Source organism: Pseudomonas sp. GW822-FHT03F04 (assembly GCF_058801405.1).
In genome coordinates this window covers 509997-533695 of record NZ_JBXANF010000005.1, presented here as the reverse complement: position 1 = coordinate 533695, position 23699 = coordinate 509997, and the positions used below count along the sequence as shown (strand labels likewise).

Annotated in this window: 23 protein-coding genes; 4 read left to right on the top strand and 19 right to left on the bottom strand. The window is 62.8% G+C overall.

The window, feature by feature from the left end; all coding sequences use genetic code 11:
• The first annotated feature begins 6 nt into the window (after positions 1–6).
• On the top strand, positions 7–666 hold the full coding sequence (locus AC1RMX_RS14830) for a flavin reductase family protein (protein ID WP_493064942.1): 660 nt from the start codon (positions 7–9) through the stop codon (positions 664–666).
• Between the two features lie 191 nt (positions 667–857).
• On the opposite strand, the gene AC1RMX_RS14825 is transcribed toward AC1RMX_RS14830, so the two are convergent.
• The 8 genes from AC1RMX_RS14825 to AC1RMX_RS14790 form a co-directional block, all read right to left on the bottom strand.
• On the bottom strand, positions 858–1517 hold the full coding sequence (locus AC1RMX_RS14825) for a DUF799 domain-containing protein (protein WP_493064943.1): 660 nt from the start codon (positions 1515–1517) through the stop codon (positions 858–860).
• The gene (locus tag AC1RMX_RS14820; protein WP_493072455.1) at positions 1514–1882 is read right to left on the bottom strand and encodes a DUF4810 domain-containing protein; all 369 of its coding nucleotides are present in this window, start codon (positions 1880–1882) and stop codon (positions 1514–1516) included. The genes AC1RMX_RS14825 and AC1RMX_RS14820 overlap by 4 nt, the downstream gene beginning before the upstream one ends.
• Before the next feature lie 29 nt (positions 1883–1911).
• A complete protein-coding gene (locus AC1RMX_RS14815) occupies positions 1912–2598 on the bottom strand; it encodes a CsgG/HfaB family protein (protein ID WP_162130490.1) in 687 nt (228 codons plus the stop codon).
• A 151-nt stretch (positions 2599–2749) separates the two neighbouring features.
• On the bottom strand, positions 2750–5848 hold the full coding sequence (locus AC1RMX_RS14810) for an error-prone DNA polymerase (protein ID WP_493072454.1): 3099 nt from the start codon (positions 5846–5848) through the stop codon (positions 2750–2752).
• Positions 5824–7239 carry a Y-family DNA polymerase gene (locus AC1RMX_RS14805; RefSeq protein ID WP_493072453.1) on the bottom strand — a complete coding sequence of 472 codons (1416 nt, stop codon included), beginning with the start codon at positions 7237–7239 and terminating at the stop codon, positions 5824–5826. Before AC1RMX_RS14805 ends, AC1RMX_RS14810 begins: the two co-directional genes overlap by 25 nt.
• 7 nt (positions 7240–7246) lie before the next feature.
• Positions 7247–7864 (bottom strand): translesion DNA synthesis-associated protein ImuA, encoded by a 618-nt coding sequence (gene imuA / locus AC1RMX_RS14800; protein ID WP_007959433.1) that lies wholly within the window; start codon positions 7862–7864, stop codon positions 7247–7249.
• Positions 7864–8481: a transcriptional repressor LexA gene (lexA, locus tag AC1RMX_RS14795; RefSeq protein ID WP_096819992.1), complete on the bottom strand. Its 618-nt coding sequence runs from the start codon at positions 8479–8481 to the stop codon at positions 7864–7866. Before lexA ends, imuA begins: the two co-directional genes overlap by 1 nt.
• A gap of 38 nt (positions 8482–8519) precedes the next feature.
• Positions 8520–9437: a LysR family transcriptional regulator gene (locus tag AC1RMX_RS14790; protein WP_273901140.1), complete on the bottom strand. Its 918-nt coding sequence runs from the start codon at positions 9435–9437 to the stop codon at positions 8520–8522.
• A gap of 103 nt (positions 9438–9540) precedes the next feature.
• On the opposite strand from AC1RMX_RS14790, the gene AC1RMX_RS14785 reads away from it, so the two are divergent.
• Positions 9541–11295, top strand: a complete 1755-nt coding sequence (locus AC1RMX_RS14785) for an amidohydrolase (protein ID WP_493072452.1) — start codon at positions 9541–9543, stop codon at positions 11293–11295.
• Positions 11296–11397: 102 nt separating this feature from the next.
• Complete coding sequence (locus tag AC1RMX_RS14780; protein ID WP_096819995.1) at positions 11398–12135, top strand: TorF family putative porin; 738 nt, start codon at positions 11398–11400, stop codon at positions 12133–12135.
• Positions 12136–12157: 22 nt separating this feature from the next.
• Here the strand turns inward: AC1RMX_RS14780 and AC1RMX_RS14775 are convergent, their stop codons facing one another.
• The 11 genes from AC1RMX_RS14775 to AC1RMX_RS14725 all read right to left on the bottom strand — a co-directional run bounded on the left by AC1RMX_RS14775 (position 12158) and on the right by AC1RMX_RS14725 (position 22385).
• The gene (locus AC1RMX_RS14775; protein WP_493064949.1) at positions 12158–12436 is read right to left on the bottom strand and encodes a DUF971 domain-containing protein; all 279 of its coding nucleotides are present in this window, start codon (positions 12434–12436) and stop codon (positions 12158–12160) included.
• Positions 12433–13395: a HEAT repeat domain-containing protein gene (locus AC1RMX_RS14770; protein WP_493072451.1), complete on the bottom strand. Its 963-nt coding sequence runs from the start codon at positions 13393–13395 to the stop codon at positions 12433–12435. Before AC1RMX_RS14770 ends, AC1RMX_RS14775 begins: the two co-directional genes overlap by 4 nt.
• Positions 13392–14240, bottom strand: a complete 849-nt coding sequence (locus tag AC1RMX_RS14765) for an ABC transporter ATP-binding protein (protein ID WP_493072450.1) — start codon at positions 14238–14240, stop codon at positions 13392–13394. The genes AC1RMX_RS14770 and AC1RMX_RS14765 overlap by 4 nt, the downstream gene beginning before the upstream one ends.
• Positions 14240–15013, bottom strand: coding sequence for an ABC transporter permease (locus tag AC1RMX_RS14760; protein ID WP_192558179.1), 774 nt, complete (start codon positions 15011–15013; stop codon positions 14240–14242). The genes AC1RMX_RS14765 and AC1RMX_RS14760 overlap by 1 nt, the downstream gene beginning before the upstream one ends.
• A gap of 48 nt (positions 15014–15061) precedes the next feature.
• Complete coding sequence (locus AC1RMX_RS14755) at positions 15062–16465, bottom strand: ABC transporter substrate-binding protein (RefSeq protein WP_096820000.1); 1404 nt, start codon at positions 16463–16465, stop codon at positions 15062–15064.
• A 110-nt stretch (positions 16466–16575) separates the two neighbouring features.
• The gene (locus AC1RMX_RS14750; protein WP_493072449.1) at positions 16576–16821 is read right to left on the bottom strand and encodes a 4Fe-4S dicluster domain-containing protein; all 246 of its coding nucleotides are present in this window, start codon (positions 16819–16821) and stop codon (positions 16576–16578) included.
• Between the two features lie 25 nt (positions 16822–16846).
• Positions 16847–18577, bottom strand: a complete 1731-nt coding sequence (locus tag AC1RMX_RS14745) for a fumarate reductase/succinate dehydrogenase flavoprotein subunit (RefSeq protein ID WP_493072448.1) — start codon at positions 18575–18577, stop codon at positions 16847–16849.
• 1 nt (position 18578) lies between these two features.
• A complete protein-coding gene (locus tag AC1RMX_RS14740; protein WP_096820002.1) occupies positions 18579–19325 on the bottom strand; it encodes a GntR family transcriptional regulator in 747 nt (248 codons plus the stop codon).
• Between the two features lie 95 nt (positions 19326–19420).
• Complete coding sequence (locus AC1RMX_RS14735) at positions 19421–20389, bottom strand: Gfo/Idh/MocA family protein (protein WP_493072447.1); 969 nt, start codon at positions 20387–20389, stop codon at positions 19421–19423.
• Positions 20390–20405: 16 nt separating this feature from the next.
• Positions 20406–21293, bottom strand: coding sequence for a Dyp-type peroxidase (locus AC1RMX_RS14730; RefSeq protein ID WP_493072446.1), 888 nt, complete (start codon positions 21291–21293; stop codon positions 20406–20408).
• A 57-nt stretch (positions 21294–21350) separates the two neighbouring features.
• Positions 21351–22385, bottom strand: coding sequence for an AraC family transcriptional regulator (locus AC1RMX_RS14725; protein WP_493072445.1), 1035 nt, complete (start codon positions 22383–22385; stop codon positions 21351–21353).
• Positions 22386–22596: 211 nt separating this feature from the next.
• Between AC1RMX_RS14725 and AC1RMX_RS14720 the strand changes: the two genes are divergently transcribed.
• Positions 22597–23544: a SphA family protein gene (locus AC1RMX_RS14720; protein WP_096820006.1), complete on the top strand. Its 948-nt coding sequence runs from the start codon at positions 22597–22599 to the stop codon at positions 23542–23544.
• The last annotated feature ends 155 nt before the right edge of the window (positions 23545–23699 follow it).

Genomic DNA, 23699 nt, shown 5'->3' with positions numbered 1-23699 from the left:
ACTGCCATGCACAGCTTCGATTTCAGCCAACTGAGCCCACGGGAAAAATACAAGATTCTGATCGGCAGCGTGGTGCCGCGCCCGATTGCCCTGGTCACCACCATCGACGGCGAAGGCCGGGTCAATGCGGCGCCGTTCAGCTTCTTCAATGCGCTGTCGGCGGACCCGCCCATTCTCGCGCTCGGCGTGGAGAACTACGGCGACCAGAGCCCCAAGGACACCACCCGCAACATCCAGATGAACCAGGAATTCACCGTCAACATCGTCAACGATGCGCTGGTGGAAGCCATGAACGTCTGCGCCGTGCCGTTCGCGCCGGGCTTCGATGAGTTGACCGCTGCGGGCCTGACGGCGATCCCCGGCACCTCGGTCAAATGCCCGCGAATCGGCGAAGCACCAGTGGCGCTGGAATGTCGGCGGATGATGGCGCTGAACATCGGTCAGTCGCGGGAGATCATTTTTGGCGAGGTGTTGATGGCGCATGTGCGCGACGAGTTGATCGACCCGAAAACCCTGTACATCGATCAATTGGGGCTGGATGCGATCGGGCGCATGGGCGGCCATGGTTATGCACGGACCCGGGATTACTTCGATTTGCCGACCCGCTCATTGCAAGCGTGGACGGAGGCACCGGGGGGTGGCGAGCGGTTCTGGCCACAGCGCTGAAGGCTATTGCTCGTTCCCACGCTCCGCGTGCTGATCGTGCTGATCGTTCCCACGCTCCGCGTGGGAATGCATACCGTGACGCTCTGCGTCACAGTGGACGCGGAGCGTCCATGGCGGCATTCCCACGCAGAGCGTGGGAACGATCCCGAGCAGCCGCTCTGCGTGGGAACGATCAGTGCGGAACAGGTCGATCAGTCAGTGCCGTACTTCGGCGACCGTGGCCCGTACAGCAGGCCTGCCGGATGACCGGCCGACAGCAGACGATTGCTGGCCACACCGGCAATCGGGTAGCCGGCATCGGTGGAGCTGTTGACGATCTGTTTCACCGCAGCGGTGATCAGTGCGCCGATCAGGCCGCCGCCACTGTTGTTGCCGCCCTCTTCGCTCGACGCCCGGGCTGCACCGGTCCACAGGGTGGTGCCGGTTTTCAGGTCGACCAGTTTGGCGCTGGCGGTCACGGCAGTTTCGCTGCTGATCACCATGTAGCGTGTGCCGTACTCACTGACGGTGATGTACAGCGCCGCGTCGGCGCCGAAGATTTCGTGCAGTTTGTTGGCCGGCGCCTGATGGATGTCATCCGGCGTGGTCAGGCCGTTCTGGCGGAAGGTCTCGTCGACCAGCGTGATCGGCAATACGTAGTAACCGGCTTCGGCCAGCGGGAACGTCACTTGCGACAACAGGCTGTAGGACGCCTTGACGTCCGGCGAGGTGTTCAGCGGCGGCAGTACCAGAATGGATTTCGGCCGCGCTTGCTTGTACGCCGAATAATCCACAGCCTTCGGGGCAACGCAGCCACCCAGAACGGTCAGCGCCAGGCCCGCAGCCAGCAGTTTCAGGGCGCGCGCGATCATTTGGCGTCCCCGGTCTTGGCGTTTTTAAGCAGAAAATCCATGTACGTGCCGGACTCGGGGAACAGGGTCTTTTCGGTGCGCAGTTGCTGCACCATCTGATCGTCCTTGCCCATGCTCAGGTACAGCAGAGCGAGGTGCGCGTGGTAACCCGGCGGTACCGGCTTGCCACTGGCGCGGATCTTTTGCAGATCGGCTTCCAGCGCTTCGGCCTGGGCCTCTTTCGGCGTTTCGCTTTTGAAGTATTCGTAGACTTGTGGCTGGTAGCCTTCCCACTGGTACAGGGTTTGCGGGCTGCTGCAACCAGCCAGCAAGGCGCTGGCGGTCAGTGTCAAGGCCATCAACGGCCGGGACAGGGACAGATTCATGGTGTGTTGCTCCTTGCGATGGGCGTCTATCAGTTGCCCGGTTTCCAGGCACCGGCGTTCATGCCATCGACCAGGCGATTGATCGCCTCGCGCATGGCCAGATCGAGGACTTTGCCGTTGAGGGTGGAGTCGTAGGCAGCAGTGCCGCCGAAGCCGATGATTTCGCGGTTGGACAAGGCGTATTCGCCGGCGCCCTGGGTCGAATACACCACTTCGGACGTGCTGATGTTGACGATGTTCAGGTTGACCTTGGCGTAGGCGACCTGGGTCTTGCCACGGCCGAGAATGCCGAACAGTTGATGATCGCCGGTCTCTTTGCGGCCGAACTCGGTGACGTCACCGGTCACCACGTAATCGGCGCCTTTCAGACGCTGGGCCTGACCCTTGATCGCCGCTTCCTGCTGGATTTCGCCCATGTTGTCGCGATCGAGTACGGAGAAACGGTTGGTCTGCTGCAGGTGAGTGATCAGGATGGTCTTGGCCTGACCGCCGAGGCGGTCAACGCCGTCGGAGAAGATCCCGCGCATGTAGCTCGAACGGTTGTCGAACTTGCCCACGGCCATCGGGATACGGACACCGGACCAGGCCTGAGAGGCACTTTCCACCTTGGCCACCGGCAGTGCGCGGGAGCTTTCGGTGGCGCAACCGGAAAGCGAGCCGGCCAGGGTACCGAGGACGGCAATCGCAACGCCCGAGACCAACATCCGGGAGATCATTCTCACTGTGCATTCCTTCTGAAAAGTGATGTGTCCCGGCACCGCAAAGTCGTGGGGGATCGGGAAAGGGGCGGCATTATGCCAAAGTGCCACCATTGAGGACAGGTTTTTTTGACGCCAGCAAATTGGCTTTCGGATCACCCAGCAGCCGTCAGTGGAAATCGCGGCTCTGCACCCGAATGCCGTTGAGCAACGGGCTGAGGTCACTCAAGCGTCCGGCAATCAGATGCCGGACTTCGCCTTCACGCTCCCAGCGGCCATCGACCTTGAGCAATTGCGAGCCGACCAGCACCTGACGCTGGCGCTCGGCCAGATCGCGCCAGACCACCACGTTGACGTTGCCGAACTCGTCCTCCAGCGTCACGAAGGTCACGCCGCTGGCGGTGGCCGGTCGTTGGCGGCCGGTCACCAGCCCCGCCACGCTGACCGGTCGCCCGTGCTCGACCTCCAGCAACTCCCGGGAACTGCGACAGCGTCGTGCCCGCAACTCATCGCGCAACAACGTCAGCGGGTGCGGCCCCAGCGTGGTGCCGAGGGTGGCGTAGTCGGTGAACAGGTCTTCGCTGACACTCGGCGTGGGCAGCGCCACATCGGGCTCTTCCTGACTCGGCAACCCGGCAAACAACCCGAGCTGTTTCTGCACCCCGGCCACTTCCCAGCGCGCCCGATGGCGGTGACCGGCCAGGTCACGCAAGCCCCCGGCATCCGCCAGCAATGCCTGGGCTCGACTGTCGAGCCCGGCCCGTTCGCCCAGATCGGCGACATCGGCGAACGCGCCCCTCGCCCGAGCGCTTTCAATGCTCCGCGCATCCTCTTCGCGAAAGCCCTTGATCATGCGCAAGCCCATGCGAATCGCCGGTTGCTCGCCGGCAATCGGCTCCAGACTGCAATCCCAGTCACTGGCGCGCACGTCCACCGGGCGGATCTGCAAATGATGGCGGCGTGCATCCTGAAGAATCTGATCCGGGCTGTAGAAACCCATCGGCCAACTGTTGATCAGCGCACAGGCGAACGCCGCCGGTTCATGGCACTTGAGCCAGCAACTGGCATAGGTCAGCAAGGCAAAACTGGCGGCGTGGGACTCGGGAAAACCGTAACTGCCAAAGCCCTTGATCTGTTCGAAGATCTGCGCGGCGAATTCCGGGGTGTAGCCGTTTTTCTTCATGCCGGCAGCCAGCCGCTCCTTGTGCGGTTCCAGCCCGCCATGGCGCTTCCACGCGGCCATGGAGCGGCGCAACTGATCGGCCTCGCCGGGGCTGTAGTCGGCGGCGACAATGGCGATCTGCATCACCTGTTCCTGAAACAGCGGCACGCCGAGGGTGCGTTTGAGCACCACTTCCAGCTCCGGTGACGGATAGGTTGCCTTTTCCTCCTTGTTCCGGCGGCGCAGGTACGGATGCACCATCCCGCCCTGGATCGGCCCCGGCCGGACGATGGCCACCTCGATCACCAGGTCGTAGAAGTTCTGTGGGCGCAGGCGCGGCAGCATCGACATCTGCGCCCGGGACTCGATCTGGAACACGCCGATGGTGTCGGCGCGGCTGATCATGTCGTAAGTCGGGCGATCGTCAGGCGGGATGGTGGCCAGACTCAGATCCTGATGGCGATGGCGACGCAGCAGGTCGAAACAACGGCGGATCGCACTGAGCATGCCGAGGGCGAGGATATCTACCTTGAGCAGCCCGACCGCATCGAGGTCGTCCTTGTCCCACTGGATGATCGTGCGGTCGGCCATGGCGGCGTTTTCCACCGGCACCAGCGTGTCCAGCGGTTGCTCGGAAATCACGAAACCGCCGGGGTGCTGCGACAGGTGCCGGGGGAAGCCGATCAGTTGCCCGGTCAGGCTCAGCACCCGGTGCAGGATCGGGCTGTCCGGGTCGAAGCCACTTTCGCGCAGGCGTTCCACGGGCGGCGTTTCATCGCTCCAGTGGCCGCAGCAGTCGGCCAGCGCATTGATCTGGTCCGGCGGCAGGCCCAGCGCCTTGGCCACGTCGCGGACCGCGCCGGCGGCGTGATAGGTGCTGACCACCGCCGTCAGCGCCGCACGACGGCGGCCATAACGACGGAACACGTATTGCAGGACTTCTTCCCGGCGCTCGTGCTCGAAATCCACGTCGATGTCCGGCGGCTCGTTACGCTCCCTCGACATGAAACGTTCGAACAGCAGCGTGGTGCGATCCGGGTCGATCTCGGTGATGCCCAAGGCAAAACACACCGCCGAGTTGGCCGCCGAACCCCGGCCCTGGCAGAGGATTTTCTGCTCCCGGGCGTAACGCACCACGTCGTGCACGGTGAGGAAGTAGCTTTCGTAACCGAGTTCGGCGATCAGCTCCAGCTCATCGTCGATCTGTTTGAGCACCTTGGGTTGCGCGCCTTGTGGCCAGCGCCAGGCGATGCCTTCTTCGGTCAAATGACGCAGCCAGGAACTGGCATCGTGTTCCTCGGGCACCAGCTCTTTGGGGTATTGATAGCGCAACTGGCCGATGTCGAACGTGCAGCGGCGGGCCAGCTTCACCGATTCGTCCAGCAAGGTCTGCGGATATAACTCGCGCAACACATCGAGACTGCGCAGATGCCGCTCGCCGTTGGGGTGTAGACGCAATCCGGCCTCAGCCACCGGGACGTGATGACGGATCGCAGTCATGGTGTCCTGCAAGGCACGGCGACCACGGGCATGCATGTGCACATCACCGCTGGCCACCGCTGGAATCTGCAACTCACCCGCCAGACTCAGCAGCGCGGCCAGCCGCTGTTGATCGTTCTGCCCGCGATGCAACTGCACCGCCAGCCACAAACGTTCGCCGAAGGTCTGTTTCAGCCAGCGGCCCTCTTCCACGTCGTCGACCGCCTCCGGCACCCACAACACCAGCAACCCCGGCAACGGTTCGTTGAAGTCCTCGCGCAGCACTTGATACTGGCCTTTCTGCGTACGTCGTCGAGCCTGGGTGATCAAGCCGCACAGCGCCTGATAACCCTCGAGGTTCTCGACCAGCAACACCAGTTTCGGGCCGTTCTCGATACGGATTTCGCTGCCGATGATCAGTGGCAGCTCCACGGACTTGGCCGACTGCCAGGCACGGACAATTCCGGCGAGGGTGCATTCATCGGTGATCGCCAGCGCCTGATAGCCGTGTTTTTTCGCCCGTTGGAACAACTCCAGCGCACTGGAGGCGCCGCGCTGGAAACTGAAGTTCGACAGGCAGTGCAGCTCGGCATAACCCTGATTCACGCAAACCAGCCCTGCAGCCATAACGGGCCGCCCTCACCCACCGCCCGGTACGCCCAGCCTTGCTGGCCGGCGCGGTTTTGGATCAGGTAATAGTCGCGGCGCACGTCGTCACCGTCCCACCAGCCGGATTCGATCCGTTCCGGGCCCATGAGGATGCGCGCCGAACCTTCGGGCACAGTCTGCGGCTCGCCCAACAACCAGCCCGGACGCTGCACGCCCGGCAATGCAGGGCAACGCTGTTTGTCATCGGCGTTCTGCCACGCGCACTCCGGGCGATGATCGGCCTGAAAGCGCAGGCCCTGCACCGCCTCATCCCCCAGCCGTGCCCGCAAGCGTTCGCGCAATTGCTCCCAGGGCAAGGTCTGTTGCGGGCGGTCGTCGAACAGTTCCTGGAACTGCGGCACGAAACTCGGCAGATCCTCGGCGCGCAGACGAAAACCGCGCACTGGGGCTTCGACCTGGACCTGCTCCAGTCGACCACGGGCCAGCTCGAACAGCATCGCCGGATCACGCTCGGCGCTGAGCAGGCCGACCTTGATCAGCGTGTCCGGCAGCCCCGCATGTTCCAGATGCAGATCGAAGCGCTGTACGCCACTGTCGCGCCCGCACAAGAACGCCGACAGATCGCCCGTCAGGCGGCGCAACGGGAACAGCAGCGCCTGATGAGACTGCACGTCGAAATTGAGTTCGATCCGCACATCAAAGCGATCCGGTGGCAGGTAGAACGCCAGCGCCAGTGGTCGTGCGCCGAACAGCGTATCCAGATGCTTGAGCATCGGCGCCTCGAAACGCCGGGCCAATGCCTGACGCGGCAGGCTCTGCACCTGATGGAGATTGCGCAGGCCCATACGCGTCAGCGCCGTGGCCACGCTCGGTTCAAGCCCGATGCGGTCGACCGGCAATTGCCCGAGATGATGGCGCAGGGCTTCACCATCAGGCACCACCAGTCCGTCATAGGCGTTGGCCAACACCCGCGCCGCCACCGGGTTGGGCGCGGCGACGATGCGGTGACGAAAGCCCAAGTCCGTCAGTTCCGTGCGTAACCGTGCTTCGAACTGCGACCAGGAACCGAACAGCCCGAGGCTCGATTCGATTTCGAACACCACGGTGCGCGGGTAATGCACGCTGACCTGGGCGCTGAAACGATAGGCCCAGGCGGCGAGAAACTGCTGCCAGTGCTCGATCTCGGCCGCGTCGTAATCGACGGTGGCGAACCCTTTGCTCATGGCCTGCGCAGCGGTCATCGACTGCCCCGGACGCAATCCCAATGCCCGCGCCGCCGGGTTGACCGCTTGCAGCACCCGGCGCTGGGCCGGGCCGCTGAGCAGCGCCAACGGTTGGTCGGGATCGGGGCGCTGACGCAGCACGGCGTCGAGGGCCAATTGCGGGAACAGAATGCAAACCCAGCGCATGGCGACCTCAATGCCCCACGGCGAAGGCAATCGGTGCGCTGCGCGCCAGTCCGCCCCGGCATTTGAGTACGCGCAATTGCGCCGGGCGGGCATCGATGGCAATGCGCAATGCAGCCGGCGACGGGTTGACCGCTTCGCTCAATGGCCGCCACGCGAACGCCAGGGTCTGGCCGGTTTCCGCCGCCACCTGCAAACGGCGCAAGGCGCGGTCATCGGCCTTGTGCGGCCAGCACAGCACTGCACCGCAACTGCCCGAACGCAGGCATTGTTCCGCCGCCCACAACGCATCGCGCTCGCTGGCCTGGATCACCGACAACTGCCGCAGATCGACCCCGGCATTGGCCCAGGCCTGCGGATACGGCACGAACGGCGGCGCCACCAGCACGATGCGCTCGCCCGCTGCCGACAGCCGCGCCAGAGTCGGCCACACCAGTTGCAGTTCGCCGACACCAGGCCCGGCCAGAAGGATTTCGCTCAGCGCCGCTTCCGGCCAGCCGCCACTGGGCAAGGCGGCATCCAGCGCCGCGTGCCCGGTGGGTTGCGGGCTGGCGGCCGGTGGCGCAGGCCGGCCCTTCCAGACCTGGCCGCCATTGAACAGCGTATCCAGCGCGACGACGGCACCCATCAGCCTTGCCTCACCAGACCGCAGAACACCCCTTCGATGGCCAGGTCCTGATCGGCCCGCACGACAATCGGCTGGTACGCCGGGTTGCGCGGCAACAGGCGAACCTCATCGCCGACCCGCTCGAAACGTTTGATGGTGACCTCGCCATCGAGCCGCGCCACCACGATCTGGCCGTTGAGCGCCTCGGGGTTGCGGCGTACGCCGACCAGATCGCCGTCGAGAATCCCGTCCTCGATCATCGAATCGCCCTGCACCCGCAGCATGTAGTCGGGCGTGCGGGAGAACAGCGCGGGATCGAGCATCAACCGATTGTGGATGTCGGCATCGGCGCCGATGGGCGCACCGGCGGCCACCCGGCCGAGTACCGGGACTTCGAGCAGCTCCGGTCGCGCCGGTTGCCCGAGCAAGCGAATGCCCCGGGCCTGATGCGGATTGACCTCGATAAACCCGGCCTCGGTCAGCGCCAGCACATGCTTGCGCGCCACGCTGCGGGAGGCAAAACCAAAAGCCTCGCTGATTTCAGCGAGGCTTGGGGGCTGACCGTGTTCGGCGATGCGTTCGCGGATAAAGGTCAGGATGGCGGTACGGCGGGGAGTCAGAGTCGTCATGGAGTACATTTGTACTCCTGTGGGAATTTCCTGACAAGCACCGCCAGTCAGCTCAAACCGCGCTCCGCCAGAAACTCCGCGATGTAATCGATAAACGCCACAACCTTGGCCGTCGCCCGCCGATGACTCGGGTACACCGCCAGAATGTGCGGGCCAAAACTGTCCGGGTCGATCTCGTAATCAGCCATGACCCGCACCAGTCGCCCGTCAGCGATGTACGGCGCGGCGCTCCACAGCGGCGTATGCAGCAAACCGCGCCCAGCCAAAGCGCTGGCCAGCAGCAAATCGTAATTGTCACTGCGCAACAGCGGCGCCGCCGGTTGCGCCAGGCTCAGGCGCTGGCCGTCGCGTTCGGCCCACCAGAATTCGCGGCTGAGCAACGGATGCCGGTACAACAGCCATTCATGTTGATCAAGAGTTTGCGGCGTCACCGGCAAGCCCTTGCGCGCCAGGTATTCGGGGCTGCCGCACAGCGCCAGACGATTGCTGCCGACCACCCGCGCAATCAGCCCCGGCAAATCGTCATGACCTTCGCGCAGCGCCAGGTCGTAGCCGCTTTCCAGCAGATTGACGAATTCGTCGCACAAATCCACTTGCAGGCTGATCTGCGGGTATTGCTGCAAAAAACCGTCACACACCTGATCGAGAAACGCCCGCCCGTAAGCCAGCGGCGCAGTGATTTTCAGGCTGCCGCGCAGGCCGTGCTGCAACTGCTCGATTTCCTCGCTGGCCTCATCGAGGCGCTGCAACACCTGTCGTGCGGTTTCCAGATAGAGCCGGCCGATTTCGGTCAGCAGAATCCGACGCGTGCTGCGCTCGAAGAGCCGCGCACCAAGTTCGGATTCCAGATGATTGACCGCTTTGGTCAGGGCCGACGGGGTCTTGCCCAGTTGCTCGGCAGCGCGGCTGAAACTGCCGAGCTGCGCGGTGACCACGAACATTTTCAGTGCACCCAGCTTGTCCATGCTTTTTCCATTCAGGCAAAAACGTTTTTCGTGAGGGAGGCGTTCTGTCGGGCGTTGGCAGCCACTAATCTGGCCATCAGACGCAATAACAAGGAAATGTTCAATGAAAAGATTCATCCCGCTTTTCACCAAAAATGTCTTGATCGCCGCTATGAGTTTTGCCTCGATGGAAGCCATGGCCGCCACCGATCTGGTGCTGCTCAACGGCAAGATTTTCACCGCCGACCGCGCTCAACCGAAGGTTCAGGCACTGGCCGTGGAGAACGGCAAGGTGCTTAAAGTCGGCACCGATGCGCAGATCAAAGCCTTGATCGAGCCCGGCACCCAAGTGATCGACCTCAAAGGCCAGACGCTGATGCCCGGCCTGATCGACAGCCATTCCCACGCGATTTTCGGCGGGCTGGAAATGGTCTCGGCGAACATGGAAGACGACGTGGTCAGCCTGGATGAACTGGAAAAACGCCTGCGCGGCTGGCGTGACGACGGCAAGGCCCGGCATGGCGATGTGTTGAGCGTGGCCGGCATGAGTTCAGCGTACTGGGCCAAAGCTGAGGCCCTGGGCAAAATCTTCAACCACGGCGAATGGGCCGACGTACCGGTGGTGTTCACCGGCAGCGATCACCACACGGCGTGGGCCAACAACGTCATGCTCAAGCGCGCGGGCATCGACGCCGCACTGCTGAAAAACTTGCCGGACGCGGAAAAAGACACCATTGGCAAACTGGCCAGCGGTGAGCCGAACGGCTTTGTGGTCGATGCCGGTTGGGACCGGGTCGCCTCGAAAATGCCGGTGCCGAGCCCTGCCGATATGCTCAAGGCCGCGCAATCGGCGGTGCGCTTTAACAACAGCCTCGGCATCACCGCGTGGATGGACCCGGCCGCCAACGCCGCGCCGGGCGAGCCGGTGTTCGCCCTCAAACCCACCGAGAAAACCGTTGGCGTGCTGCCGGCCTACAAGGCCCTGTCGGAAAGCGGTGGCATGACCGCCCACGTCGCCGCGCTGCTGGTGGCCAACCCGAAAAGCGTCCCGGCCGATCTCGATACCCTCGACAAGGTACGCCAGCAATTTCAGGGCATCCCCAACCTGACTTTACCGGGAATCAAGATCTTCGCCGACGGCGTGATCGAATACCCAGCCCAGAGCGCCGCGATGATCGATCCCTACAGCAACTCCCACAAACAGGGCGAACTGCTGATTGATCCGCAGCACTTCGGCGAACTGGTCAGCGCCATCGACCAGCGCGGCTGGCTGGTGCACATCCACGCCATCGGTGACCGCGCGGTACGCGAATCCCTCAACGGTATCGCCCAGGCGCGCAAGGATCGACAAAGCGGCGTGACGCACTCGATCACCCACCTGCAAATGGTCAATCCGAAAGAGTTTGCGCGCTTCAAGCCATTGAACGTGATTGCCTCGATGCAATTGCTCTGGGCCAGCGCCGACGACTACACCACCGACATGATCAAGCCTTACGTCAGCGCCCTCGCCTTCCGCTATCAATACCCGGCGCACTCACTGCTCAAGCAAGGCGCGACGATTGCCGGCGCCAGCGACTGGCCGGTGTCCTCACCGAACCCGTGGAACGCCATGGCCCAGGCCATCACTCGCACCGGGCCGCTGGGCGTGCTCAACGCCGACGAACGCCTGGACCGCGAAACCATGTTCTACGCCTACACCGTCAACGCGGCGCGCACCATCGGCCTGGAGCAACAGATCGGTTCCCTGAGCCCCGGCAAACAGGCCGACTTCATCGTGCTCGATCGCGACGTGTTCAGCGTCGATGACAAGGCCCTGCATGACACCCGGGTTCTGCAAACCTGGTTCGCCGGCCGCCAGGTCTACGCACCGACCCTCTAATAACAATCGCCGTACCCCCTGCCCGACCCCGCGCCAACCGCCGGGGTCCGGCGCAGCCTTGCCTGCTTCCTGCCCATAACAATCACAACATCGGGACTTCACATGAAAGCCATGCCCCTGCTCGCCCTCACTTCCTTGAGCCTGCTGCCCTTGAGCAGCCACGCGATCCCCTTGAACGATGATTTCGCGGTGCTGGTCGACCTGACCCTGGCCAGCGACTACCGCACTCGCGGCATCTCCCAGACCCAGAACGACCCGGCCGTGCAGGCCGGTCTGACCCTGGCCCACAGCAGCGGCCTGTACCTCGGCGCGTGGAGTTCGAACGTCGATTTCGGCGGTGGCCTGAAAACCCGTCAGGAGGTCGATTACTACGCCGGCTGGCTGTGGCAGGCCACCGAGCAGGTGAGCCTGGACCTCGGCACCATTCGCTACGCCTACCCCAGGGAAAGCCAGTTCAATCAGACCGAGGTCTACGGGATTCTCGGCGTCTACGGCGTGAAGCTGGCGGCGTACTACTCCAGTGATGCGCCGGGCATCGACAGCAAACAGAGTTCGCTCTACAGCTACATCGGCTATGAAACCGAATTACCGTTCGACTCCGGGCTGAAGCTGCGCTACGGCAACATGGACTTCAAGGACCCGCATATGTATTCGGCATCCGGTCACAGCGAAGAGTCCTACCGGGAGTGGGAAGTCAAACTGACCCACAACCTGGCCGGCGTGGTGCTGGGCCTGAGTTACATCGACACTGACCTGTCGCAGAACCAGTGCCTGAGCAACTGGGGCTTCAAGGATGTGTGCACGGCGACAGTCGTAGCCAGCGTCAGCAAATCCTTCTGAGCCCCGGTTGATTGCGGTGAGCTCAGGGCGAGAGTTGCGCAAGGTATTGCCATGGGTAGATCCCGCGTTGATGACCATCGCTGAACACCAGTTGCAGGCCGTAACCCTGGGGGTTGAGTTCGATCACACGCACTCGATCATCGACCAACGGGGCCGAACCCCGCAGGCGAAACGCCCGGCACTGCGAGCACGGGCACTGGCGGCGCAGTTCGGCATGGTCGAGCAACTGCTCGCGACCATCCGGCCAGCTCAGCCGCAACCGGTGTTCACTTTGGGAATTGCCGATCGCCAGCGGATTCATTGCAGCTGACTCAAGGCAATCCGCACGGCTTTGCGCACCTCCGGGTCGCCATCGTCCTGCGCGGCCTGCAACGCCGCCACGGCCCCGCGATCATTCAACTCGCCCAGCGCCAGCGCCGCTTCCTTGCGCAGGTTGCTGATGCGATGACCGAGGGTGTCGATCAGGGCATCGAGGGCCGGCACGTAGCGCAAACGGCCGAGGCTGCGGGTCGCGCGCAGGCGCACTTGCCAGTAATCGTCATCCAAGGCTTCGATCAGCGCCGGGCCTGCGTCGGTGTGGCCGACCTTGCCGAGGGTGGTCGCGGCTTCTTCGCGTACTTGCCAGGCCTGATCCAGCAGGGCCTGACGCAATGCGGGCAGCACCTCGGCGTCACTTGCCAAGCCCAGGGCGCCGGTGGCGGCGCGACGTACTTCGGTGTCCGGATCATTGCTGGCCAAACGTGCCAGCGCCGGCAAGGCATCCAGCTGTTTGAGCCAGCCGAGCACGCCAACGGCTTCACGACGGACACTGGCGTCGGCATCGCTCAACGCTTGAATCGCGGCGGGTGCGGCGCCGGGGAAGCGCAACTCGCGCAACGCCCGGAACGCGGCAATCCGCACGCCGGTTTCGGCATGGGCGGTCCACGGCAGAATCACCCTGCCCGCCGCTTCGGTTTTGAGCAGACTCAGGCTCTGCGCCGCAGCGGCTTGCACCGCTGGCGACGGATCCGTCAGCGCCTGGCACAGCGCTTCTACGACCGGTTCGTCTTCCCACGCCTCCAGCAGTCGTGCCGCTTCGGCACGCACCTCTTCGGCCGGGTCTTCAGCCAGGCGCTCGACCAGCCAGAGCAAGCCGTCCGGCTCTTCGAGGTCAGCCAGGTCGATCAGGGCAATCCGGCGTACACCGGCATCATCAGCAGTCAGGCGCGGTTGCAGGGCAAGAATGTCGTCGTTATCGGTCACAGCAAAAAATGAGGTCACAGGGCAAATCTCGGCAAGGCGTTTTCAGGAGGCAAACCGAGCGGATTGAGGCGCGGCAGCGGTCGGTCGTTGTCGTGGCGCAGCAGGTCGAGGCAGTGGCGCTTGAGGCGCGAGAATTCGCTGCTGGTGACCAGTTCGGTGGTGCGTGGCCGTGGGAAATCCAGGCGCAGGTCTTCGATGATCCGCCCCGGCCGTGCGCTCATCACCAGCAAACGGTCGGCGAGAAACAGCGCTTCGTCGATGTCATGGGTGACGAACACCACCGTGGTGCGAATCCGCGTCCAGATGTCCAGCAGCAGTTCCTGCATGTTCAGTCGGGTCAGCGCATCCAGCGCGCCGAAGGGTTCATCCATCAGCAACAGCCGTGGCCGGTTGACCAGCACCCGGGCGATTTCCACCCGTTGCTGCATGCCGCCGGAGAGTTGATCCGGCCAGCGTTCGGCGAAGTCTTCAAGGCCGACCAGTTTGAGGATTTCATCGGCGGCGCGATGGCGCTCGGTTTTACCGATGCCACGCATCTTCAGGCCGAACGCAACGTTGTCGCGCACCGTGCGCCACGGGAACAAGGTGTGATGCTGAAACACCATGCCGCGCTGTGGCGACGGGCCGGACACCTCGACGCCGTCGACTTTCAACTGCCCACCATGGGGTTGCAGATGCCCGGCCAGCGCGCCGAGCAAAGTCGACTTGCCGCAACCGGACGGGCCAAGAATGCACACGAACTGGCCGGGTTCGATCTGGCAATCCAGCCCCTGCACCGCTTCAAACGCTTGCCGGCCCTCGCCGAGGACGATGGATAACTGGCGGATGTCGATCCGCCCTTCCGGGGTTTGCATCACGCTCATCAGGCTTTTCCTCGCGGTCGGTGCCAGGGCGTGAACAGCCCGCCCAGGCGTTTGATCAGCAGGCTGCTGCCCATGCCCAACACGCCGATCAGCAACATGCCGACCACGATGTCGGCGTAGTTCTGAATGGTGTAGGACTCCCAGGTGTAGTAACCGATGCCGAACTGGCCGGAGATCATTTCGGCGGTCACCAGACAGAACCATGAGGTGCCCATGCCGATCGCCAACCCGGTGATGATGCTCGGCGCGGCGCCCGGCAGGATCACTTCCAGCAGGATCGCCCGGCGTCCGGCCCCGAGGCTTCTGGCCGAGGCGATCAGGCGCGGGTCGACACCTTCGACGCCATGCACGGTGTTGAGCAGGATCGGGAACAGCGCGCCGGTGAAGGTGATGAACACCATCGACAGCTCCGACGACGGGAACATCAGGATGGCCAGCGGAATCCATGCGACGGCGGGGATTGGGCGCAGCACTTCCAGTGGAGGCAGCAGCAGGTCTTCGGCCCATTTCGACCGGCCGATGGCCAGGCCCAGGGCGATGCCGATCACCAGCGCGGCGAGGTAGCCGGCGAAGACTCGGCCGAGGCTGGCGCTCAGGTGCTGGATGAGCTTGCCGGAGTCGCCTAGGCCGAGGGCGGCTTCGATGACGGCCAGCGGGGTTGGGACGTTGGCGAAGGTGACGAGGCCGAGGTTCCAGTGGTGGCTGGCGGCGAGTTGCCAGAAGAGCAGGCAGAGCAGCAGTGAGGCGGCTCGGGGGATCCAGCGTGAAAGCATATATCACCTCTGATCGTTCCCACGCTCTGCGTGGGAACGATCTGTAAATCAGCGGGTGGCAACGGCCTGCGCGGTGGCGTCGGTGAAGTCGAGGACTTTTCCGCCCTGCGCCGACGCGTATTGCTGAGCCTGCCCTTTGAGCAAAAACGCACTCAACCGCCCCTTCCCATCACTGGCAAACCACGCCTGCTCCGCCAGCAACTTGATCCCGCTGTCACTCGCCTGCGCATACACCGCGCGGATGTTCTTGCCTTCTGACTTCAGGCCGGCCAGTGCGGTAAACGCCTCTTCAGCCGAGGCATAACGCCGGACCTTGTCCTCACCCCGCACCCAGATTTCCGCAACATGGCTGAAATCAGAAATAGCTTTCCCAGTCACCGCATCGACAGACTTCAACGGTGTCTGCGCGTAGTTGGCCAGTTGCGCGGTGTAATCCAGATTCGAGGCCTTGAACGCCGCGCGGATGTACTGGTCATCGATAAAGGTGTTCAGGTCGAGCCCGCGATCCGCCTTCTTCAGCAGCTTCAGCGTGTCGATGGCCGTGCCCACGGCCTGGCGATATTCCGGTTTCCAGCTCAGGTCACGGGTCTGTACGCCCAGCGGGCCGTGGAACAGGTAATTGACCTCGGCATCGACGCCGGTGACTTTGGCGATCAACTCGCTGTATTTCTCGGGTTCGGCGGCCAGCAACTGATTGGCTTCGATGCTTGCGCGCAGGTAGGCGACGACGATTTCCGGGTACTTCTTGGCGTAGGCCTGATCGACCAGTGCACCGTGGAAGGTCGGCGCATTGGCCTGGGCGCCGTCGTAGATCTTGCGGGCGAAACCACGGCTCGGGAACAGTTCGGCGAACGGTACAAAATCAGCATGGGCGTCGATCTTGCCGGCCTGCAACGCGGAGCCTGCGACCTCTGGCGGCTGGGCGATGATGTTCACATCCTTCAGCGGATCCCAGCCCTGCTCCGCCACGGCGCGCAGCAACATGCCGTGGGCGGTGGAAGCGAACGGTACGGAAATGGTCTTGCCCTTGAGTTCGCTCAGCGACTGCACACCAGACGCGCTCGGCACCACGATGCCATTGCCGCTGCCCTTGATGCTGCCCGACAACACGCTGATGAACAGGCTGTGTTTGCCAGCGGTTTCGAACGCCACACCATTGAACGCACCGGGGAAATCGGCCATGGCGCCGAAGTCGAGTTTGCCGGCGACCATCTCGTTGGTCAGCGGCGCGCCGCTGGTGAAGTTCTTCCACTGCACGTCGTACTTGGCGTCCTTGTAGGCGCCGTCGTGAGGCAGGTATTTGTCGAGCAGGCCCAACTCGCGAATCAACAGGCCGCCGGCGGCGCAGTTGATGGTGGTGTCCTGAGTGCCGATGGCAATGCGGATGGTTTCGGCCGAGGCCGACAAGGTGAACGAAGCCAGTACCAGACCGGCGATTGCTGCACGCAACATGGTTGAATCCCCTCGAATCATTTATAGGATGTTCGTCTCCGCCGCGATCAGGGCGCGGTGGGAAACGAGGGGTGTCTTGAATCAGGCGTCCGGTGTTGCCGGATAGCGTTTTAGCGGAGCAGGTACGGGATTTCGACTTTCACCGCACCGGTCGGGCAGTCCTTTTCGCACGGCATGCAGTACCAGCATTCGTCGAAAGCCATATAGGCTTTTTGCGTGGCCGGGTTGATCGCCAGCAGGTCCATCGGGCAGACGTCGACGCACACGGTGCAGCCCTTTTCGGCGATGCATTTGTCCTCGTCCACGGTGACGGGGGCGTTGGAGCGGAAGAAGATTTCCTGGGCTTGGTAGACCATGGTTCGGACTCTCTCTAGTGATGCCTCAAGCAGCGAAAGCGCCAACCCGCAAACGGTCGTAGGCCTGCATTTCCTCGGCATCGAGCGGGATGATGTAAGGCTCGACGGCTTTCTTGAAACTGGTCATGCGCCCGTCTTCGCCCTTCTTCAGGTGGCAATGGCAGAACCATTCGCGGTCGTCCCGTTGCGGGTGATCGACGCGGTAGTGGTACAGGCCCCAGCGGCTTTCAGCGCGGAACAGCGAGGCGCGGGCGGCCATTTCGGCGCAGTCGCGGATCACACTGGTTTCCATGGCGCGCATCAGTTCGTGGGCGGTGTTGGCCTTCATCTCGTTGAGGTCGCGTTCGATGTCGCTGAAGCGTTGCAGGCCGATTTCCATCTTCTTGGTCACTTTCGGCGGTTGCAGGTAGTCGTTGACGAAGCGCCGCAGCTTGTACTCGACCTGAGCCGGCGGCAGACCGTGTTCGCGATCCATTGGCGCGTAGACCCGGGCCTTTTCTTTCTCGATCTGCTCGGCATCCAAAGTGGAGAACTCGCGCCCGGCAACAAACTCCGCCGCGTTGTTACCCGCGAACCAGCCGTAGGTGAACGCGCCAAGCATGTAGTTATGCGGCACGGCGGCCATGTCACCGGCCGAGTACAAACCCTTCACCGACGTTTCGGCTCGCTCGTTGACCCACACGCCGGACGCCGAGTGGCCGCTGCAAAATCCGATTTCCGAAATGTGCATCTCGACCATCTGCGTGCGGTAGTCGGTGCCGCGATTGGCGTGAAACTGGCCGCGACTCGGACGTTCGTTGCTGTGCAGGATTTCCTCGATGTTCTGGATGGTTTCCTCGGCCAGGTGATCGAGTTTGAGGAACACCGGGCCGTTGCCGCTTTCCAGTTCCTGGTGGAACTCCCACATCATCTGCCCGCTCCAGTAGTCGCACTCGATGAAGCGTTCGCCCTTGTTGTTGGCGGTGTAGCCACCGAGCGGGCCGGTGACGTAGGCGCAGGCCGGGCCGTTGTAGTCCTTGATCAGCGGGTTGATCTGGAAGCACTCGAGGTTCGCCAGTTCCGCCCCGGCGTGATACGCCATCGCATAACCGTCGCCAGCGTTGGTCGGGTTTTCATAGGTGCCCATCAGGTAACCCGAGGATGGCAGACCGAGACGCCCGGCCGCGCCGCAAGCGAGGATCACCGCCTTGGCCTTGATCACGTGGAAATCGGCGGTGCGGCAGTCAAACCCCATCACACCGTTGACGGCGCCCTCCTCGTCGGTCAACAAACGGGTGCAGACGAGACGATTGGTAATGCTCACCCGCGCCCGCTTCAACTGGCGATACAGGACTTTCTTGATGTCGTGCCCTTCCGGCATCGGCAGCACGTAGGCGCCCATGTGGTGGACTTTCTTCACCGCGTAATCGCCGGTTTCGTCCTTCTCGAACTTCACGCCCCAGCGGTCGAGCTGCTCGATGGTTTCAAAGCTGTGGGTGGCATAGGCGTACACCGCCGCCTGATTGACGATGCCGTCGTTGGCGATGGTGATTTCCTTGGTGTACTGCTCCGGCGTCGAGTGCCCGGGGATGATCGCGTTGTTCAGGCCGTCCATGCCCATGCTGATCGCGCCGCTGCGCTTGACGTTGGCCTTGTCGACCAGCAACACGCGCAGGTCCTTGTTATTTTCCTTGGCCTTGATCGCCGCCATCGGGCCAGCGGTGCCACCGCCGATCACGACGATGTCGTATTCCTGCTCTAAGGTATTGCGGGTCATGTCACGCCCCTTTTTGCCGGTCGATCCGCAGGCGGTACTGGAACGCATCGCCACGGTAGTAAAGGTGTTCGAAGTCCAGCGGCTGGCCGTTCGCGTCGTGGGTCAGACGCTCGATGCGCATGATCGGCGAGCCGGCCTCGACGTTCAGCGCCTGGGTCAGGTCGCTGTCGGCCAGCACCGCGTCGATGGCCAGATCCGCGTGGCCGAGGGCAATGCCGCAGTCGTTTTCCAGAATCAGGAAGATGTCGCGGGTGACCAGATCGGCCTTCTCCAGCCGTTCGCCAACCGTTTTGGGCAGGTAGGTGATTTCCAGCGAAATCGGCTCGCGGTTGATCAGCCGTACGCGTTTGATCTGGGCGACGATCTCGCCCTCGGCGACCTGCAAACGCTCGGCGACCAGTTTGTCGGCGGCGATGAATTTGAAGCTGCGCAGGCGGTTGATCACCTCGTAGCCACGGCCGGTCATGGACTCGGCAAGGCCTTGCAGGGTGCTGACGTTCTGGAAGGTCTTGGGTTTGGCGACGAAGGTGCCTTTGCCATGGATCTTGAAGATCAGCCCTTCTTTCTGCAGATCGCCCAGGGCCTGGCGCACGGTGATGCGGCTGACTTTGAACAGCGTGCCGAGCTCGCTTTCGGACGGCATCTGGCTGTCTTGCGGGTATTCGCCGTCGAGAATCCGGGCGCGCAGCACGTCGCGCAGTTGGGTGTGCAGCGGGACGCTGCCCAGGGAGAGAACGTTATCGGTCATCACGGGATCACTTGTCATAACGAGTTATGACGTGATCTTAGAGACGTTATGACAAGCTTGAGAAATATTGTTTGGGCATAACCTTAGACGCGCCTTCAGTGGCGCTTGAGGATTTGATCCATGACCCAATCGGTCTTCAGGGCTTCGGCGGCGACTGCCGGGTGCCGGGACTCACCGCGAATCTGCGCGTTCATGCCGAGGACGTGATGCCACTGGATGTGTTCATGATGGGGGATTTCCAGGCTGATATCTTCTTCCGCGTGCAACTCGACCGGATGCTCATCGAACACCGAAAAACCGATTCGCCCTTGGCTGCCGATGATCTCGACCCGATCCTCACGGCGATCCGCGACAAAGCTCCAGCAGCCCATGCCCAACGCGCCCGAGGCAAACCGCCAACTGGCGCTGACCGCATCCTCCGCCGCGTACAACCCGGCCTGACGCGCCGTGAATCCGGCGACTTCAACGATATCGCCGAGCAGGTACTGGAACAGGTCAAAACCATGGCTGGCCAGATCCGCGAAATACCCGCCACCCGCCACCGTCGGATCGGTGCGCCAGTTGGCGCTGCCGTCCAGATCCTTCGGTGATGGCGCCTTGGTCAGCGTCCAGCTCAAGTGCCGCACTTCGCCAATGTGGCCCTGCTCCAACCACTGCCGAACCTGCTGGAAACGCGGCAACGAACGGCGGTAATAGGAGACGAACAGGTGCAGACCGGCATCGGCAAACACCTGCTGCATTTCGCGGCTTTGCCCGGCGTTGAGTGCCATGGGTTTTTCCACGCAGCAATGCTTGCCGGCGGCGGCGACTTTCAGGCTGTAGGCGTGGTGACTGTCGGGTGGCGTGGCGATGTACACCGCGTCCACTTCGGGGTCGATGATCAGTGCATCGACATCGGTGTAAGTCCGGGCGATGCCGTGGCGCGACGCGTAATCGGTCACGGCTTCCAGGCGTCGCCCCATCACCGCCACCAACGCCGAGCCGGGTGCCTTGTAGAAGGCCGGCCCGCTCTTGCGTTCAGCGACACTGCCGCAACCGATCATGCCCCAGCGCACCACGTTCATTGCTCTTCCTTGTGTCTTAGCCGATGCGCAAGGCGCGCAGGTCTAGGTGGCCGTCCTTGAGCGGCGGACACCAGTAGTAACCGCCGGTGATCGGCCGGCTGATGCGGTACAGACCGTCGGTGATGCCGTCTTCCAGACCGCTCATGCGCCGCAGTTGCGCTTCGAACGCGTCGAGGGAGAAACCGAACGCCAGGAACATCAGGCCGGCGCGGGCGCCTTCGATCCACGGCATCGAACGGCGCACGACGAAGGCTTCCGGAGCGAAGCTTTCCTGAGCGGTGCGCTTGACGTGGGCGGACACCGGGGCGTCGTCGAGCTCTTCGTTGTCGCTCAGGCGACGGCCCATGATGTTGTCTTTGTCTTCGGCGGACAGTGCATGGAAACCCTTGAGGTCGTGCTGCCATTGCTGGATCGCGGCAAAGCTGCCACCCACCAGACCTTCGGCGCCTTCACTTTGCAGTGCGGCGGCGATGGCGGCTTCGTCGTGAGGGTTTTCGGTGCCGTCTTCATAACCGGTGAGGTCATGACCGTCCTTGTGACGGAAGGCTTCCTGCATCTGAACCAGACGCAGCGCCGGGGCCAGTGCGGCCTCAAGTGCGGTGCTGCGGTTGAGCAGCTCGCCACGGTCGACGCCGTGCAGCCAGACCCACAGGGCGTGCTGGGTCGACGGGTTTTCCACGCCAACGCCGGTCAGCGCCGGGAAGCTGCGCAGGCCGTCGATGTTCACATTCAGGGCCTTGGCCAGGGATTCACCGAAACCGACCACCGCCGACTTGCTGTCCACCAGGTTCAGCAGGTTGTCGATCGCCTGCGGCAGTGCTTCCACCGATTCGAGGGCGAAAAACAGGTGACGTGCTTGCGGCGGAACAGGGGTGGCGAGGATGCCCGGCTGGTAGTAACTCATGTGAACTCCTTGGGAAAGAGCGCGGAGTTTAACTGTAGCCGGAGGGTTTGTGTGGGATCAGATGACGCACTCGTTGCGCCACGCGCTCGGGCTCTTGCCCGTCCAGCGCTTGAACGCCCGGCGAAAACTGCGCACGTCGCTGTAGCCAACTTCTTCGGTGATGCGCTCGATGGGCATGTCGGGATTGGCCAGCAGACTCATCGTGCGTGCCTGGCGCACTTGCTCCAGCAGCGCCTCGAAGGTCAGCGAGTGCTCGGTCAGCCGCCGGCGCAAGGTGCGGCTGCTCATGTTCAGGTCGCCAGCGATCTTTTCGATGTGGCTGCCCCGACTCAGGTCCCGGGCAATGGCACGCTCCACGGCCTGGATCAGATCGAGTTTCTGATGCACCTGCGCGGCTTCCAGCTCCAGCAATTTGACCGCCTGACGCAGCGCCAGCGAATGATGATTGGGCAGGTTCACATCCAGCCACTGCACATCGATCAGCATGCGATTGTGCAGACAACCGAAGCGTACGTCCGGCCCCAAAAGCCGCCGGTATTCATCAACGTAATCCGGCGCCGCGTGCATGAACTCCACGGCAATCGGCTTGAACGTCTCGCCCACCAGCGCCCGGCCGTAGACCAAGAGGCTGGCGAAAAACTCTTCGACCGCAAACACCTGCACCTCGGCGAACGGCAAGCGGCATTCCACGTCCAGGTACACCTGCTCGCCCACGACATCGACGCTGGAAACGACAATCCCGCCGGACGTGTGCTGATGACGAATCCCCAGCTCAAACGCATCGCGCAGGTTCTTGCACAGCGACAGCACATGCCCGAGCAGACCGAGGGTACCGAGCACGTTCTGCGCACCGACCCACAGGCCCAGCCCCTGATTGGGCAAAGCTTTCAGCGCTCGCTGAATCATGGCCACGGCCTGGCGATAGGAAATCCGCTGCGACGGGTCCTGCAGGTCTTCGAAGGTAAAACCGAGGCCACGGCACAGGCTTTCGGCTTCGATGCCCTTGTTGGCAGCGACTTCCGCCAGGGTCTGCAGCAGAAATGGCGACACCAGCGCCAGTTCGAAGGTGGGGTCTTGGACTTTTACATTCATGGGGGCTGACATTCCGGATCACGCTGAATTGTTATTTTTGTAACCGGTTATGTCGAAGGAAGTTAGCACAGGGTTGGCGGACTGTCCGCAGAAGTCCCCTTCTGTGTCCGCCAATACCCTGCCCCGCTGTGCGCCAAGGGCTTATTTCTATAGTGGCCGGGCGTCCTGCGCGCCGGCGGTGCGCCCAAACACAATAATAATGAGGACGGACATGACCCCGAACCGCGCGACATTCCCTGTGCGACTGGCGCTGAGCCTGCTCGGCTGCGCCGTGACCCTGCCGGCGCTGGCCACCGAAGCCGGTGTCGACAACATCGGCACCGGCACCGACGGCTTCTTCATGCTGCCGCTGGAAGTCGACAGCCTTCCCGAGAACATGGTTGCCTTCAACCTCTACTACAACCACTACAAGGCGACCAAGCTCAACATCAGCTCGTTCGGCGGCAAGGTGCCGAATGTCGAAATCGAATCCACCGCCGTCATCCCGCGTATCGACTACCTGAGCCCGGTACGGGTGTTCGGCGGACGCCTGGCCGGTTACATCGCCCAGCCGTGGCTGAAGCAGGAAGTCTCGGTGTTCGGCCTGAGCGACACCCGCGAAGGCATGGGCGATACCACCATCGCGCCGATCATCCTGTGGGACATGGGCAAGAACCTGACCCTCGGCGCCGCTCTGGAAATCACCGTGCCCACCGGTGAATACAGCGTCGATCGCCTGGCCAACACCAGCAACAATTTCTACACCTACAAACCGCTGTTCTCCTTCACCTGGCTGCCGACAGACAAGACCGAAGTCTCGATGAAGACCACCTACAGCTTCAACGAGAAGAACAAGGACACCGACTACAAGTCCGGGCAGATCTTCCATTTCGATTACTCGGCCAGCTACAAGATCACCGACGACCTGATGCTTGGCATCAACGGCTACTACCTCAAGCAGACCACCGACGACAAACAGTTCGGCCACACCGTGCAGTTCGCCGGCCAGGACGTTGATGACGGCGTACGCGGCAAGGTGTTCGCCATCGGCCCGGCGCTGCACTTCACCTTCCTCAAGTACGCCAGCGCGGAGATCCGCTGGGCCAAGGAGTTCGACGTGGAGAACCGGCCGGAGGGGGAAATGTTGTGGGCGAAGGTAAGTATTCCGTATGCGTTCTGAGTGCATTTGTAGGAAGGCGCGCGCAGATTTGTAGGCTGGAAACCTGAAAAACAAAGAGGAGGAATAGGCCTACAGCGGCGGTCGAGATTGCCGGACAACGGAGAGAAACGTCCGGCAGATTTCAAAGGGGGTGTTTGCAGATACTGGATCCCGCA